Annotated in this window: 10 protein-coding genes; 2 read left to right on the top strand and 8 right to left on the bottom strand. The window is 60.4% G+C overall.

The genetic code is table 11. The features are described 5' to 3' along the window. Nucleotides 1–77: 77 nt before the first annotated feature. Nucleotides 78–1,490, bottom strand: a complete 1,413-nt coding sequence (locus HOC_RS12180) for a protein adenylyltransferase SelO family protein (protein WP_035538926.1) — start codon at nt 1,488–1,490, stop codon at nt 78–80. A gap of 196 nt (nt 1,491–1,686) precedes the next feature. Between HOC_RS12180 and HOC_RS12175 the strand changes: the two genes are divergently transcribed. Further along, a complete protein-coding gene (locus HOC_RS12175; protein WP_035538923.1) occupies nt 1,687–4,650 on the top strand; it encodes a TonB-dependent receptor domain-containing protein in 2,964 nt (987 codons plus the stop codon). Nucleotides 4,651–4,729: 79 nt separating this feature from the next. Here the strand turns inward: HOC_RS12175 and HOC_RS12170 are convergent, their stop codons facing one another. The 6 genes from HOC_RS12170 to cysQ form a co-directional block, all read right to left on the bottom strand. Then, nucleotides 4,730–6,901, bottom strand: a complete 2,172-nt coding sequence (locus tag HOC_RS12170; protein WP_241766999.1) for a TonB-dependent receptor — start codon at nt 6,899–6,901, stop codon at nt 4,730–4,732. A gap of 352 nt (nt 6,902–7,253) precedes the next feature. After that, nucleotides 7,254–8,210, bottom strand: a complete 957-nt coding sequence (locus HOC_RS12165; protein WP_035538921.1) for an alpha/beta hydrolase — start codon at nt 8,208–8,210, stop codon at nt 7,254–7,256. 120 nt (nt 8,211–8,330) lie between these two features. Next, the gene (locus HOC_RS12160; RefSeq protein WP_035538918.1) at nt 8,331–9,221 is read right to left on the bottom strand and encodes a hypothetical protein; all 891 of its coding nucleotides are present in this window, start codon (nt 9,219–9,221) and stop codon (nt 8,331–8,333) included. A 70-nt stretch (nt 9,222–9,291) separates the two neighbouring features. Then, on the bottom strand, nt 9,292–11,151 hold the full coding sequence (locus HOC_RS12155; protein ID WP_035538916.1) for an AMP-binding protein: 1,860 nt from the start codon (nt 11,149–11,151) through the stop codon (nt 9,292–9,294). Nucleotides 11,152–11,334: 183 nt separating this feature from the next. Then, nucleotides 11,335–12,675: a phosphoglucosamine mutase gene (glmM, locus tag HOC_RS12150; RefSeq protein ID WP_035538914.1), complete on the bottom strand. Its 1,341-nt coding sequence runs from the start codon at nt 12,673–12,675 to the stop codon at nt 11,335–11,337. Nucleotides 12,676–12,735: 60 nt separating this feature from the next. Further along, nucleotides 12,736–13,527: a 3'(2'),5'-bisphosphate nucleotidase CysQ gene (cysQ, locus tag HOC_RS12145; protein WP_035538910.1), complete on the bottom strand. Its 792-nt coding sequence runs from the start codon at nt 13,525–13,527 to the stop codon at nt 12,736–12,738. Nucleotides 13,528–13,677: 150 nt separating this feature from the next. Here cysQ and HOC_RS12140 point away from each other — a divergent pair, with 150 nt between their 5' ends. After that, nucleotides 13,678–15,201 carry a caspase family protein gene (locus HOC_RS12140; RefSeq protein ID WP_162174837.1) on the top strand — a complete coding sequence of 508 codons (1,524 nt, stop codon included), beginning with the start codon at nt 13,678–13,680 and terminating at the stop codon, nt 15,199–15,201. A 14-nt stretch (nt 15,202–15,215) separates the two neighbouring features. Here HOC_RS12140 and HOC_RS12135 read toward each other — a convergent pair whose 3' ends face one another. Further along, nucleotides 15,216–16,100 (bottom strand): FKBP-type peptidyl-prolyl cis-trans isomerase, encoded by an 885-nt coding sequence (locus HOC_RS12135; RefSeq protein ID WP_051624822.1) that lies wholly within the window; start codon nt 16,098–16,100, stop codon nt 15,216–15,218. Nucleotides 16,101–16,168 lie beyond the last annotated feature (68 nt).

Here is a 16,168-nt window from a genome sequence, read left to right as displayed (position 1 = left end):
GTATTCCCGGACCGTTCCGGGGTTATTCCGGGTGACCGTAAGGGGGCGCGCCGGGGGCAACAAGGCCGAACGCAGGGTCAGGGCGCGAGGGCGAGGCGGGCGGCTTCAAGATGCGCGAGCTTTGCTTCGAAGGCGGACCAGTCATCCTCGGTGGCGATCGGCGCCCAGAGGGATTCGACATCCTCTATCAGCAGGGTGACGGGCTTGTCGGCCTGGAAATAGGGGAGGGTGAGGCGGTCTGCATGGGTGGCCTCCCGCGCGGCGATAAAGTCGCGGACAGGGGCGAAGCTTTCCGTCTGATAAAGGGCCGCCTGAGGCGAGGCTTTCATGCGGGCGTCGCTGGCCTCGCCGGCATAGAGATCGAAGAAGGTCTGCGGCCAGGCGGCGCCGCTGGTCGTCATCCAGCCATAGAAGGTCTGGAGGAAGGTGAGGTCTGTGCGCAGGTCGCCAGAGCCGTGAAGGCCGAGAAGGCGGTGCGTGTGGGCGGCGAAGGATTGCTGGTAGGCCGCTTCATAGGGCGCAAGGCCCCTGGCGAGGTCTTCGGCCTCGGCAAGTGGCAGGAGGGCGGAGGCGAGCTGTTGCAGCGCCCATGCGCCTTGCGTTGGCTGGCGCCCGAAACTGTAAAGGCCGTTCTGGTCGAAATAGGCGGCGGTGAAGTTGGGGTCTGACACGGGCAGGAAGCGCCACGGGCCGAAATCAAATGTCTCGCCGGTGACGTTGAAATTGTCGGTGTTCATGACGCCGTGCACGAACCCGGCGGCCATCCACTGGCCGATCATGGCGGCGGTGGCGCGCGTGATGGCGGTGAGGAGGTTCACGGCCTTTGTGGCCATCTCCGGTGCGTCGGCGTCAGGGTGGAACTCGGCAATGCAATAGTCGACGAGGCGGGCGAGGCCTTCGCTGTCGTCGAGATAGGCGCAGCGCTGGAATGTGCCGAAGCGGATATGGCTTTCCGAGAGGCGCACGAGAACGCTGCCGCGTGTGGGGGAGGGCTCGTCATTGCGCGCAAGTTGTTCGCCGGTTTCGACCAGGCTGAAGGCCTTGGATGTGTGGACGCCGAGCGTTTCCAGATAGGTTGCGGCGAGGATCTCGCGCACGCCGCCCTTGAGCGTCAGGCGGCCGTCACCCTGTCGCGACCAGGGCGTCTGACCGGAGCCCTTGGTGCCGAGATCGAAGAGGTCCCCGGGGGCATTCCGCACCTGTGCGTAGAGGAATCCGCGCCCATCTCCCAACTGGGGGTTGTAGGTTCCGAACTGGTGACCGTGATAGCGCATCGCCAATGGGCGCTGCAGATTGCCGGGCAGGGGCTCGAATCGGGCGAAGTGGTTTACCCATGCGGCATCATCGAGATCGCCCAGACCGACGGTTTCCGACCAGCGACGGTTGCGAAAGCGCAACACATGGGCCGGAAAATCTGCCGGTTCTACCGCATCTGCGAAACGATCTGCCAGCGCAAGAAAGGGGGCGGGGAGGGGCTGGTCGCGCAACATCCATTCATTTTTGACCTGAATTCAGGCTGTTACGCAATAGATTTGCTGTAACGCATGGCTGAAATGCAATATTGCAGTGCAGCACAGGTCGTCTCTATCGCAGCGGAAAGATGAAGCTAAGGTTACAGGTCGGTGAGGGCGACATCCGGGGCACATAATCCGGAGCGCGTCACAGGGTATAAACGGAGGAAACCAAATGAGATTAACCACACGATTGGTGCTGGGGGCGTCTGCCCTTGCGCTCGCCTCGGCCTTACCGGCCTTTGCGCAGGAAGAAACAGATGACAGTACACGGAAACTGACGACGGTCACGGTGACCGGTTCGTTCATCCAGGGCACGCCGGAAGACGCTGCCCTGCCAGTGGACGTTCTGACAGCCGGTGACCTGAAACTGGAAGGCCAGCCTTCCATCACGGAACTGATCCGCAACCTCGGCCCGTCTTCGGGCGTGGACGGACAAACCAACCAGTTCTCGTCGAACGGCCTTGAAGGCACATCGAACATCAACCTGCGCGGTCTTGGCCCGGCCCGGACGCTCGTGCTCATCAACGGCCACCGCCAGACTTACCACCCCTATTCGATCGGTGAGCAGGCACAGCTGTTCGTCGACACGAACAACATTCCAGCGGCCGCCATTGGCCGTATCGAAGTGCTGAAGGATGGTGCCGCGGCGCTCTACGGTTCTGACGCCATCGCCGGCGTTGTGAACTTCATCACAAACCGCGATCTTGACGGCTTTGAAGTCGGCGGATCGTTCTCGACGTTTGACGGGTCCGATGGCGACTATGACCTTTCGGCTGCCTATGGCCTCCAGGGCCAGAATTTCAGCTGGGTCACATCGGTTGGCTATAACAAGCGCAGCGAAGTTCTGCTGAGCGAGAAAGACTGGGCCGTCCTGCCTTATGCGGACAACCCGGTTGGGGGTTGGTCCGGGCTTTCGAACCCCGGTTATTATGTTCCTCTGGGCGTCGTTGGCGTAAATCCTACAACAGGCGGCCCACAGATTGGGCCGATCAATCCGGCGACAGGACTGCCGCAATCGCCATCGATTCCAGTGCCTGATTCTGGCTGCGAGGCGGCTGGTGGATTCGTGGTTTCTGGAACCTGCCGGTTCCAATTCACGAATTATGACAACCTCGTCGAGGAAGAAGAACGCTACCAGATATTCTCCGAGTATAACCGTAACCTGTCGAACGGCGCCGAGCTGCACCTAGAACTGCTTTATGCCCATACGGACGTGCCGACATGGAAGACCTCGCCTTCCTATCCACCACAGTCACTGACGAACCAGTTCGTTCCTGCGAGCGCTCCTGGTTATCAGCAATATCTTGCTGACAATCCTGGCGCATTTCCGGCGAATGCTGTTGGCGCGCTTTTTGTAGGCCGTACATTTGGCTGGGGTGGTTTCCCCGGTACAGGTGCCGCTCAGGAAGGCTATCGTACCAGTGATACATGGCGCGGATCAGGCTCCTATGTCGGCGATTTCGACAATGGCGTGCACTATGACGCTGCGCTCAGCTACTCTTCGACCGAAGCCGAGCGCCTGACCAATGACACCTATATTGTCGGCCTGACGTCGGCCCTTCGTGGCTTCGGTGTGTGTACCGACCCGAATACAGGCTTCGATCCGGCCACGGGTACTGTGCCTTATGCACCGGGTTATGCCGGCACATTGGTCGCCGGGGCAGGAAGCTGCGAATACTATAACCCGTTCTCGAACGGCATCGTTCAGAACGGCGTCACAGGCGCAGCGAACCCGAACTATACGCCGGGTCTCGAAAACACGGTCACGCTTGCAGACTGGATGACTGATGGCAGTGTGACCGTCGCGAAGACAGACCTGCTCGTTTTTGATGGCGTGTTCTCAGGGGAGAGCAATGTACAGGCCGCTGGCGGAGCCGTTGGCTGGGCTGCGGGTGTTCAGGTTCGGCGTGAAAGCTACAAGGTTGACCCATCGGATCTGACCGACCTTACGGTAACGCCGGGACCCGGTGGTACGGGCCCATACTCGTTCCTCGCGGGCACGGTACCGGCAGACGAAGAGCAGACCATTTTTGCTGTCTTCGGCGAACTTCAGGTGCCACTCTATGACACGCTGAACATGCAGTTTGCTGTTCGTTACGAGGATTATGGCGGTGAAATCGGCTCGACCTTCGATCCGAAAGTGGCAGCCAAATGGGATGTGACAGACAATTTCGCCCTGCGCGGTTCGGCCCAGACCTCCTTCAAGGGGCCAACGCTGAACCAGTTGGGCGGCGTCGGTACGACACTGCAATTCATCTCGCAGGCTTCAGCCTTCAAGGCAGTTGATACGTTTGGCAACGCGGCCCTCAAGCCGGAATCAGCGTTCAGCTTCAACTTTGGCGGCATCTATGAAGTGAACAACTTCTTCGCCTCGCTCGATTATTACAATTTCGATTTCTCCGATCCGGTTATCGTTGAAGAGCAATCGAACATTGTGAATGCGGCGGTTGCGGCACTGAAAGCCGGAGACTTGGATGCGGGTATTCTAAATCGAATTACTTTCAATGATCCCGCCAACATTATTACAGGCACGCCGCCAGCGTCTTCTCCGCAAGCTGGGTCTGACATATCACGTGTCCGGACGAACATCACCAATGGTCCGGACATCCAGACGTCCGGCCTTGACCTGCGCCTTCAGAATAGCTGGGAACTTGGCAATAGCGCAGAGTTCGCCGTGGGGGCGGATGCGACCTACATCATCGAGTACAAGGTCGATCCCTACTTCGTTGAGGGCCTGCCAATCGGCGGTGGTGATTATGTCGGCCAGTTCAACCGGTCGAACTTCACCCGCTCCATGCCGCAGTGGAAAGCGAACCTGTTTGCGAACTATGCACTCGGGGATCACAATTTCCGCGTCGTGATGCGTCACATCGACAGCTACAAGGATGAACGTGCCCCGGCTGCCCGTGGCGGTGTTGGTGAGAAAATCGACAGCCAGACAACGTTTGACCTGTTCTACAACCTGCAGAGCGAAATGCTCGGCGGTTTCGACTTCGGTCTCTCGGTGGTCAACGTGACGGATGAAGACCCGCCATTCGCGGCCTTCGATGTCAACTACGATCCCTACACGCACAACCCATTCGGTCGGACGTTCAAGATCAGCCTGACCAAGCGGTTCGGCGGTTCGGGCAACTAAGCCGGACCAACATCTCCAGAATAAAAAAGGGCGGCCCAAGGGCCGCCCTTTCCATTTGGACTTATGAGCGCCGAAGCGATCAGTAAGAGTAGGTCAGCTCAACACCGACAAGACGGCCCTTCTTGAGCGGCGAGAATGTGCCGCCAGCAGGGGAGTCCTGGTAAGGCAGGTTGACGCCGGTCGAAAATGGACCTGAGAATGGCAGTTGCGTGTCGTTGCCGACCTGAACTTCGTCGAGCAGGTTCTTGCCGTAGATCGAGGCCGAAAGGCCATCGACAGGCGTTTCCCATGTCAGGTTCACGTCGACCATGTCAGCCGGCTGGACCCAGCCATAGTTGCTGTCGGTGTAGGCGATCTTGTCGCGGTGCTGGAAGTTGGCCGTGACCACGATCGCGCCGTTCGAGCGAAGATCGAAGTCCTTGATGATGCCGAAGCCGTAAGTCATTTCAGGCACACGTGGCATGTCGAGGCCAAGGTCCTTGCTGTCGACAACGCCGTCGCCGGTGAGGTCGAAGAAGACCTTGTCATATTTCGCGTCCATCATGCCGACATTGAACGTGCCGAGCAGGGAGTCCGTGAAGGCAATGCGGCCATCAACTTCGATACCGAAGATGGAGCCGTCAGCCGTGTTGATGATGTTCTGGACGACCGCCCCTGTCGGATTGGACGTGTTAACTTCACGCTGCATGTTCTTGATATCGGTGATGAAGGTCGCGCCATTGACCTGGATGCGGCCGTCATCGCTCTGGGCCTTAAAGCCGAGTTCGTAGGAGTTGACTTCTTCTTCGTCAAAACCAAGGTCACCGGTCTGGGCCACATATTGCTGGAAGATCGGCAGGTCGGTGATGCGGAAGTTATAGCCGCCCGAACGGAAGCCCTTGGTGTACAGAGCATAGGACTGGACATTGTCGGACCAGAAGTATTGCAGGCCGAGTTTCGGCGTCCAGTTGGACCAGTCATTGGAGTCGCTGAAGCCGTTCGGCTCAGCCACTGCACCGCCGGTCAGGAGACCGATAAGCGCATTGTTGCCGTCTGCCGAGCAGGTGCCTTCAACGACGCTACAGGGGAAACGTGGGCGGATGTAGATAACGTCAGCCGACTTCTCTTCGTTCGAATAACGCACGCCAACCGTTGCCACCAGCTTGTCGGTGATCGAGTAATCGACGTTCGCGAATGCACCGAAGACCGTGTGCTCCATGCTGCCGCCGCCGTAGAAGCCCCATGGGATGGAGGCCGGAAGTGTGGCCGGACGTGTGTCCGGAAGGTTGCGGATCTCGGTATAGTCAAGCGTCTGCTCGAAATAGTAGAGACCTGTGGTGACGTCTGCTTTGCCGAACGTGCCGGCGTAGCGCAGTTCGTCCGAGAACTGTTCCTGCGCGATTTCGGCATCGGAGTGGAACTGCGTCTTGGCGCTCGCATCAATGTCGCCGCTCGAGACGCCGTCATATTTGCGATAGCCGAAGATGTTGGTGATCACGCCATTGCCGAAGTCGACATCAAGATCGGTCTTGAGCGAGCCGAGTGTGGATTCGCTTTCAGCGAGACCCGGATTGTTGATCGAGAAGTCGAACGAGTAGCGGTCAAAATAGGACCGGTTCTGGCCCGAAGGACCGTCGCCGCGCGAGTCAGAATATTCCAGCTTGCCGAGGAAGGTCAGCGAGTCGGTCGGCATGAATTCCAGGGCGCCGCGATAGGTCGTGGCCTGAAGTTCACCATGGTTGTCGCCATTGAACTGGTTCTTGAAATAGCCAGCATCAGAGTTGTAGGCGATGCCGAACTTGCCGTTCAGCTTGCCTTCGATCAGCGGGCCCGAAATCGTGCCCTGGATCGTGGAGTTGGCGCCGCCGCGATCACCGTCGACCGGGCCATCAACATTGGCGCGGACTTTATAGTGGAATTCGTCGGTCGGGTTGCCGGTGTTGACGACAACTGCGCCGCCGGTCGTGTTGCGACCGAAAAGCAGGCCCTGCGGGCCGCGCAGCACTTCGATGCTGTCAATGTCGAACAGGTCGACGACGACACCGCTGTTGATGCCGAGATAGACGCCGTCAATGAAGACGCCGACGGCCGGGTCGATCGAAGGGATGGACGAGTTCACGCCAAGGCCGCGAATAGCGAAGTTGGCTGTACCGCGGGATGTGCCCACGTCGTCAAGCGAGACGTTCGGCGCCGAGTAGCTCAGGCTTTCGAGCGTGGTGACGTTCAGCGCATCCAGCGTGTCGCTGTTGAAGGCCGAAACGGCAACCGGCACGTCCTGGACGTTTTCAACATTCGCTTTTTGGTGGCTGTAACGGTGACGGTGCCAAGGACGCGGGAAACGGCGTTTTCGCGTGTTGATTCGGCGTCCTGATCCTGTGCAACGGCCGCACCGGCGGCAAATACAATTGCAGATGCTGACAGGGCCAGCATGTTTCTGAATTTCATTCTGTGTTTCCTCTAGATTATATTTACTGCAACCCGAGGACTCTGGGAGGTGGGCGCAAGCACTGCATATGACGCCGCGAGACCCTCACAAAAGGTGTATACACCGCTGCCATGCAATTTATTGGATGACCGTCTCAAATATGCAACGGTGAGTTTAGAAATTCTAATGAATGGGCGGGTTAAACTGCTCCCAAAGCCCTGCCAGCCACATGGCCCGCATCGCGTATGGCCAGACGGACCGTGTCCGACAGGGCCGTCATGTTCATGAAACCATGCACCATGCCCGCATGTTCGCGCACGGTTACAGGCACGCCGAAACTGGCCATTTTGTCAGCATAGGCAAGGCCTTCATCCTTCAGCGGATCCCAGCCACAGAGCACGAAATGCGCCGGCGGCAGGCCTTTGAAGGCGTCCGGGCCGGCAAAAAGGGGCGAAACACGCACGTCCATTCGCTGGCTCTCGTCCGTAATGTAGCTGTCCCTGAAATACTCGAACAGGTTGGCGGATATGAAGAAGCCACCCTCCTGAAAGCTCATTTTCTTGGTGCGGATGTCGACGAATTGAACGAGTGGGTAGAGCAGGAGCTGGAATGCGGGCTTCGGGCCGCCGGTACGGTTCATCTCCTGCGCCAGATAGGCAGATAGATTGCCGCCCGCGCTGTCGCCACTGACAGCGAGACGGTCCGGATCAAGCCCAAGCTGTTCGGCATGGGTGATGATCCAGTTCCACGCGGCGAGCGCATCCTCATGTGCAGCAGGAAATGTGTGTTCGGGGGCGAGCCGGTAGTCGATGGCGATCACCCGGCTGCGGGCGCCTTCAGCGAGGCGCTTGCAAACCATGTCATGGCTGTCGAGATCGCCCAGCATGAAGCCGCCGCCATGGAAGAAGACAATCCCGGGGCCCGGGGGCAGGCCAGCGCCGAGCGGGGTATAGAGGCGGGCCTTGAGCGTGCCGGCGGCGCCTTCGACCTTCACGTGGGAAATATCGGCCATTTCCGGAGCATCGCGCTCGATCGCGCGACTGGCGACGTGGAATTGCTGGCGCAGCTTGTCGGTCGAGCTCTTCCAGTCAAGGTGAGTCAGATCCGGCATCTGGAACCGGTCAAGGAATTGGCGGAAGGATTCGTCGAGCGTCATGGCGGCAAGATGGGTCTGAAACGGGGTCTTGTGAAGGCAGAATTGGCGGGGAGGAGAGCGTTTCCTGAAAATCGTGGAAGCGTGTTCCGGTGACGTGCCCAACCGCCGGTCTGGACAGCCTTAATAATGGGTCAGACCGGCGAGGTCTGCATTGCCTTCAGCCAGTTGCCGGACCAGATCCGCGAAGACGCGTCCCTTGGTATCCTGGGGGAGGGTCTTCAGCGCCGTCATGGCTGTCGCGCCGAGTTCACACATGTCGAGCTTGCGCCTGAGTTCATCCGGATTTCCGCTTGTCTGGGCAGCCATCAGAAGCGGCATGACCTGTGGGTCTGACAGCATGGACATGGCAACGCCCTCAAGGGCCGCCTTGTCAGCGTGCGTAACGGGCCCATGGCTGACCGGGTTGCGCGCCGCATCGTCGGCGGCCAGAAGGAGACCGGCCATCAGTTCGAAACCGTAATCCTGGAGCGGTGCCTCAAGACGCGCAAAATTCTGTTCAAGCGCAGCAGGGTTGCGCAGGGCGCTTTCATCCAGATCGGCATACTGGTTGCCGTCGCACCATATGTTGCCGGCCCGCGAGGCCGCTTTCAGGCGATCCCGCGTCATGACCAGGATGTCGTCGACATGGCGTGTGTCTGCGTGGGAGAGGTCGCTGGCCCGTTCCTTCAGAAGCGCGGCGCCATGCGACAGAACGATATTGGCTTCATTGATGCCTTTCGGTCCGCGGGACTTGCCCAGGCGCGACTTGAGGCTGGCCGAGGCAGACGGATCAATACGGGCAAGTGTCTCGAAATAGTATGTCGCAGGCTTTGAGGAGAAGCTGCCGGGTGCCAATGGCGTTTCAGTTTCGGCAATAGCGACAATGTCCTGTGGCGCATCGCCCTTGTCGGGAGAGTGGGGAAAGTTGAGCACGGCGAGGAATGCGCCGCCCACGACTGCGACGACGACGCCTGCGAACATGGCGTTGCTGCTGATCGCAGGGCTTTTGCCGCCGCGGGCATCGAACGTCATAGGGCGTCCCTCCACAAGTGAAGGGCACCTTAGCTTGAAATGCCTGACAGGGCTTTAAGACGCGGGCGGACTAAAGCTGGACGACACCGTCTGCCAGTGGCTCCGAATAGATGCGGGAGACCAGGTCGGCGCGTCGGTCGATCACCAGGCGCTGGTTCACATAGCCCTTGTCGGTGATTTCACCTGCGTCGATCGATGGCGGCTCGGTCAGCACGAGAAGCCGTTTGAGGCGGCGTGAGGAGCCTGGCTCGCCGGCATTGAAGGCCCTGGCCTTGTGCGCGATCTCATCCGTAAACGTCTTCATGGCGCGCGCCTTGTCGCCTCCCGCTATCTTCACATACTGTTCCATGACGGCCTGGGAGGGCCAGACCATCACGGCAGCATAGTCCTTGTCCTGACCGGCGATGACGGCGTCGAAGATGAGCGGGGAGCAGGCTGCGACGAAGTCCGGGCGCAATGTGCCAACGCTGACCCATGTGCCGGAAGAGAGCTTGAAGTCTTCGCCGACGCGACCGTCAAAGACGAGGCCTTTCTCGGGATGGTTCTCGTCCACGAAGGTGACGGCGTCGCCAAGGCAATAATAACCTTCCTCGTCGAACACTTCGGCATTCTTCGCGGGGCTGTTGAGGTAGCCTGGCATGACCGAGGGGCCCTTGACGCGTACTTCCAGCTTGGCGCCATTGGGCACAAGCTTGAGCGTCATGCCGGGAAGCGGCAGGCCGATCAGGCCGACACGTTCGGCTTCCCAGTGGACCACAGTGATGCCCTGCGTTTCGGTGGCACCGTACATGGTGATGATGGGGATGCGCCGACCGGTGGCCTTGATGGCGAGGGCCTGCAAGCGATCATAGAGATCGTCCGACAGCGTTGCGCCGCCATAGCCGATAGACCGCATGTTCTTGAAGAAGGCCGCGAGCAGCGTGTCGTCCGCCTCCATGGCATCGGCCAGCATCGCAAGCGCGATGGGCGCCGTGCCGAAGGAGGAGGGCGAGCAATCGCGAATGTTGTCAATCGTGCGCTGGAAGAGGGCAGGGGTCGGCTTGCCGTCGTCAATCCAGAAGGTGGCGCCATTCCAGATCGCGCCGTTGAAGTTCACATTGGAGCCGGAGATGTGGTTCCAGGGCAGCCAATCGAGCACGTTCGGGATCAGGTCCGGATCATATTCAGGGTCGCGCGCATCGTCGCGCAGGCCTTCCTGTCCGCCAATCATGGCGCACATGGCGCCTTGCGTGGTCGGCACGGGTTTCGGCATGCCGGTGGAGCCGGAGGTGAAGAGGTATTTCGCGATGGATCCGTCGTCGAGTTTGGCCATGGCGCTGGCGACGGCATCCGTTGGCTCGGTCGCGACGAGGTCGTCATAGGTGCGGACGCTATTCTCGCCCGCCGGTTCGGCGGAGAAGATGTGGCAAGCATCGGAATTGAGCGCGCTGATGGCTTTGCGGAAGGGCTCGTATTGTTCGGCGAAGATGACTGCAGGCTTTACGGCGGCGAAGCAGTGCTTCAGCTTCTCATAGTCGGTGGACATCAGCGAATAGGGGACCGAGATCGGTGCGGCAGGCGCGCCGATTTTTTGCGCCGCCAGGATGACCATGGCGGCGCGCGTCGAGTTGCCCGACAGGATCATGACCGGCGCGTCGGGGCCTGCGCCCATGTCGAGGAAGGCCTGGGCAAGGCTGTCAGTGATCGACTTGGCTTCGCCATAGGTGAGCGTCTGCCATTCGCCGGTGGCCGGGTCTTTTTCTCTCAGGAAGGGGCGATCGGGGTGTTCTGCGGCGCGCTCGTCGAGGCAATGCGGCACCGTTTTGGGGCGGTCGCCAGGGGCCTGGCGCGGCGTGACATAGATGGTGCCGCCCTCAGCGCGGGTCATCTCGATGTCCGGCGCCTTCATCGGCAACAGGCGAAATGGCGGTAAGGTCTGACCTTCGGCCATGGCTGCGTACTCCCTCGGATATGGTTGTCATGTTTTTTGCCAGTGTATTTGAAACGGGCGTATTGGCTAGCGGCCACTATGCGCTGGCGCGGGCAAACGGGCCGATGACGTGGGGTTAGTTTGCGCTGAATGGCCTGTCGCCGCTACGTCAGGGCCTAGCATTCCTGACAGGGTGTGACGCGCTCAGGCTTCAGCCTCGACGGCATCGACAACGATCTGGAGGCCCTGTTTCATCAGGTCTTCATCGAGCGCTTCAGCCATGACCCGGATAAGCGGTTCCGTGCCGGACTTGCGCACCACCATGCGGCCACGCGCGCCCATCAGCGCGTCAGCCTCGGCAAGGGCGGCCTTCACGCGATCACTGCCCATTGGATTGGTTCCCGAATAGCGGATATTGACCAGTTCCTGCGGGGCGGGCGTAAACACCCGTCCGAGTTCCGACATTTTCTGCCCGCTCTCGGCGAGGATGGAGAGCACATGCAGGCCCGCCAGCAGGCCGTCGCCCGTTGTGGAGACATCCGAGAGGATAATGTGACCCGAGGGTTCACCGCCGAAATTGAAGCCATGGGCGCGCATGTGTTCGCCGACATATCGGTCACCGACTTTGGTGCGGGCGAGGGTGAGGCCAAGCGACTGCATGTACTGGTCGAGGCCCATGTTTGACATGACGGTGGAGACCGTGCCGCCGCCTTTGAGGCGCCCGGTCGCGTGCAGCTCGCGCACGATCAGGGCCATGATCTGGTCGCCATCAATCTCGTTGCCTGTCTCATCCACGACGATGATGCGGTCGGCGTCGCCGTCGAGGGCAAGGCCGATATCGGCGCGCGCGTCGAGGACAGCGGCTTTCAAAGCTGCGGTGTCAGTCGATCCGCACCCGGCATTGATGTTAACGCCGTCCGGCCCCGCGCCGATGACCCGTAGGTCCGCGCCGCAATGGAGCAGGGCTTCCGGCGCAACCTCGAAGCCCGCGCCATGGGCACAGTCGAGCACGACCTTGATGCCCTGCATCTTGCTGCAGGAACTCACGGTGGCGAGGCAGCTGCGGACATAATCGTCGCCGACGCCAGCCATGCGCTGCGGCGTCGAGATCATGTCTGGCGCGGCGAAGGTGCCGTCAAAGGCCGTTGCCATGGCGGCTTCGAGCGCTTCTTCAGTCGTGTCGTCGAATTTCAGGCCGTCTGGGCTGAAAAGCTTGATGCCATTGTCTTCGTATTTGTTGTGCGAGGCTGATACCATCAGGCCGAACCGTGCACCTGAGACGCGGGTTGTCATGGCGACAGCTGGCGTCGGCACGATGCCGGCGAGCTGGGGTGTCAGGCCCATGCTGGTGAGGCCCGCGACCAGGGCGGCTTCGATCATCTCGCCAGAGCGGCGTGTGTCGCGGCCTATGACGACCGTGCCATTTCCATCGGGCGCAAAGGTGCGCGCCGTTGCGATGGCGAGCCGGAGCGCGGTTTCCGCCGTCATCGGCTTCTGGTTCACGCGGCCGCGAATGCCGTCGGTTCCGAAATATTGACGTGCCATGCGCTTTCTTCTCCCTGCACGTTTCTTGGCAGAATTAAGCGGCTTGATCGAGAGCCCGCTTCAGCAGGGTGTCACATCGCCATAGACAATGAAGTGCGGATTATCATACCCGCGCTCGCGTTTGCCATAGAGGAGGGGCGCGCCATCTTCCGTCAGCACGCGGCCGCCAGCGGCCTCGACCACCGCCTGGCCTGCAGCTGTGTCCCACTCCATCGTGCGGCCCATGCGGGGATAGAGGTCAGCTTCGCCGGCCGCAATCAGGCAGAATTTCAGGGACGAACCGGCGCTGAGCGTCTCGCTGACATTGTGCTTGTCCAGCCAGACGTCGGTTTCGGGCGTGCGGTGTGATTTCGATGCGATGGCGGTGACGCCCGCTTCTGGGCAGGGGCGAATGCGCAGGGGCGTGCGCTCTGTCGGCACGGCGCCGCCTGGCTTGGCCGTCGCCTGCCAGCCGGAATTATGGCTCTCGGCGACAAAGAGGCGATCGCGGGCAGGCGCATAGACGACGCCTATGACCGGGCGCCCATGCTCGATGATTGCAATGTTCACGGTGAATTCGCCATTCTTGCTGACGAACTCGCGCGTGCCGTCGAGCGGATCAACGAGGGCGAAGCGCGGGCCATGGTCCGGCACATTACCTTCACTCGCAGCCTCCTCTGCCACCACCAGAAGATCAGGATCGGCTTTGGCGAGCTCGGCCAGGATAAGCGTCTCGGCTTTCTGGTCTGCCTCGGTCACGGGCGACGCATCGCCCTTTTGGGCGACATCAAAATCGCTCTCATAGATGTCCATGATCAGCTTGCCGGCGTCGAGCGCGATACGCGCCAACTGGTCGGGTGAAATGGTCAAAATGAATGCTCCGTTGATTTAATCCGGTTTCTCCCTGTCAGCCCCGCCGGATAGAGGCAAGCCCCAATGAGCGCCCGTTGACGATGCGGGTCAGGGTCGGGCAATGTTTGACGCGAACTGCTACGGTAGGTGTAAATGATTTCGCGTCGTCAAATGCTGATTCTGGGAGGGGCTGCCGCGATTACCTGGCCTGGGCGTGCGCAGGAAAAGCCCAAGGCGCCCCATTATGCCCTCATCATCGGCAATGCGGCCTATTCTGACGGGATTGGGCCGCTGGAAAATTCCGTGAGCGATGCTCTGCTTGTGGCTGACGCGATCCGCAATTGCCGTTTCGAACTGGTAACCGGCGATGTGGTCCGTGACGCCGATCGCTCGACCATGCTGAGCAGCCTTCGGGAATATGTGAACCTGATGGAGGAGGCTGGCCCGGATGCGCTCGGCTTCCTCTACTATGCCGGACATGGCGCAGCGCATGAAGACAGGGGGAATTTCCTGATCCCTGTGCAGGAGGCAGCCCAGCTTGATGATGCGCTGTGGGACGATTCCATTTCGCTGGAATCGGTGATGGACCGGCTCGTCAGACTTGATGCGCCGAGTGTTGTGGCGATTGATGCGTGCCGGAATGTATTGCGGTTGCCCGCCGCGCAGCGGGCCTTGGGGGGAGGGGAATCCTTCCGCGGCCTGCGCCGCTCTGCCGGGGGCGCGGGGGAGCGCAACATGTTCCTGTCATTTGCAACCTGGGAAGGCGAAACGGCCAGTGATGGCTTTGCCGATGAGAAGAATGGGCCCTATGCGACATCGCTTGCAACGCGCCTTACGGCGCCGCCTGTTACAGTGCGGGACATGTTTGAACAGGTTCGCGTCGATGTACTCGACAGGACATTTCAGGTTCAGGAGCCGATGAACCTGAGCCGGCTGCAAAGGCGCTCGATTGACATCAGTATCGGCTCTGAAGATCAGGTCTATGATCCCGAACTTGCGTGGAAATGGCATCCGAATCTGCGCCATGCGCTGGTCGTGTCCAATGCGTATTCGGGCATGAAGGGCCATGGGCGGCCCGGCGCGGACGCGGATGGCCGCACGATAGCGCGCGCATTGGACGCGAGCGGCTACAAGACAAGCCAGGTCCGGAATGCGGGCCTGTCAGATGTCAGCATCGCATTGAAGGATTTCAGTGCGAGCCTGGACAAGGCGGGGCCGGCCAGTGTCGGTGTTCTCTATATTTCCGGCTATGCGACCATGGTTGATGGGGAGGCGTATCTCATTCCCGACGGCTGGTTGCCGGAAACCGAGGCGGATGTGCGCTATGGGTCGATCCCGTTTGGCGATCTGGTGTCACAGCTTGAGGGGAGTGCGGCGCAGGGGCTGGTTGTTGTGTTCGACTGTGAACCATTTGTCCTGCCGGGGAAGGATGCGGATAGCATGTCGGCCTTCAAGCGATATCTTGGCGAAAAGAAAGTCGCCGTTGTCTATGGTCCGGGCGCCAGCGGATCGCAGTTTGCAGATGCATTTGCCAAAGAGATCCGTTCCGCTGACCGGGTCAGTATCGACACCGTCATGGCGCGTGTGTCGGCGGACATAGAAAAACGGCCTGGCGCGGGCCAGGCCGTCTGGTTTGGAACGCCATCGGCGCTGCCGGTCTTTTTCCGGGCGAATGCCGATATCGAGCCTGCCTAAGCGGGCCTGCGGCCTTAGCCGCGTTTCATTACGTCCATGAGTTCGACTTCGAACTGCAGGGCTGCGTTTGGCGGGATCGGGCCACCGGGCGTGCCGGCAGCGCCGTAGCCGAGGTCAGCCGGGATGTAGACCATCCAGCGGTCGCCGGGCTTCATCATCGCGAGCGCCTCGACCCAGCCCGGGATCAGCTGGTTGGACGGGAAGACTTCCGGCGCGCCACGCTCATACGAGCTGTCAAACTGTTCGCCGTTTTCGGCGAGGCGGCCGTCATAATAAACGGCAACCATTTCGCCGTTTTCCGGCGATGGGCCTGACGGATCGCCGCTGGCGAGCACGATATATTCAAGGCCTGACTTGGTTTTCTTGACTTCGGGCAGGCTGGAATCCCATGGCATGTATTTCTTCCAGGCGGCGGTATCGGCCGTTTTGGGCTCCATCACTTCAAGAAGGTTGACGCGGAAGACAAGGTCGTCGCCAGCCTTGATGACATTGCCGCGCGCCGTGTTGCCATAGGCAAGTTTGTTCGGAATGAAGAAGAGGTAGTCATCGCCTTCGCTCATCAGCTGCAGGCCCTGGGTCCAGCCCGGAATGACCTGGTTCAGCTTGAAGGAAGCTGGCTGGCCGCGGTCAAAGGAGCTGTCGAATTTTTCGCCTGCCGCTGTGCGGCCGTCATAATTGACGCGCACCATGTCGGTCGGCACGGGCGACTTGCCGTCCTTCGGGCCTTCGTTCAGCACGATATATTGCAGGCCACCTTCGGCGGACTTCACGTCCTTTCCGTCGGCATCCCATGGCAGGTATTTCTCGAATGGCGCGTTCACGTCGGTGATTTCCTTGGACTGGCTGCAGGCAGCGATCATGAAGAGGGCAGCGCAGGCTGCAGCGAATGTGCGGATCATCTCGGGTCAGGCTCCGTCTGGTTCAGTTTCGGCGCGGGTCTAGGGGGCTTTTCGGCCCAAGTCACCTT

Source organism: Hyphomonas oceanitis SCH89, assembly GCF_000685295.1.
Classification (GTDB): domain Bacteria; phylum Pseudomonadota; class Alphaproteobacteria; order Caulobacterales; family Hyphomonadaceae; genus Hyphomonas; species Hyphomonas oceanitis.
This window is presented reverse-complemented; position numbering and strand designations above follow the sequence as displayed.

What these genes read in the sequence shown, in the direction of transcription:
- HOC_RS12180 (WP_035538926.1), bottom strand. Translation starts at nt 1,490, where the DNA reads ATGTTGCGCGACCAGCCCCTCCCCGCCCCCTTTCTTGCGCTGGCAGAT.
- HOC_RS12175 (WP_035538923.1), top strand. Translation starts at nt 1,687, where the DNA reads ATGAGATTAACCACACGATTGGTGCTGGGGGCGTCTGCCCTTGCGCTC.
- HOC_RS12165 (WP_035538921.1), bottom strand. Translation starts at nt 8,210, where the DNA reads ATGACGCTCGACGAATCCTTCCGCCAATTCCTTGACCGGTTCCAGATG.
- HOC_RS12160 (WP_035538918.1), bottom strand. Translation starts at nt 9,221, where the DNA reads ATGACGTTCGATGCCCGCGGCGGCAAAAGCCCTGCGATCAGCAGCAAC.
- HOC_RS12155 (WP_035538916.1), bottom strand. Translation starts at nt 11,151, where the DNA reads ATGGCCGAAGGTCAGACCTTACCGCCATTTCGCCTGTTGCCGATGAAG.
- glmM (WP_035538914.1), bottom strand. Translation starts at nt 12,675, where the DNA reads ATGGCACGTCAATATTTCGGAACCGACGGCATTCGCGGCCGCGTGAAC.
- HOC_RS12140 (WP_162174837.1), top strand. Translation starts at nt 13,678, where the DNA reads ATGCTGATTCTGGGAGGGGCTGCCGCGATTACCTGGCCTGGGCGTGCG.
- HOC_RS12135 (WP_051624822.1), bottom strand. Translation starts at nt 16,100, where the DNA reads ATGATCCGCACATTCGCTGCAGCCTGCGCTGCCCTCTTCATGATCGCT.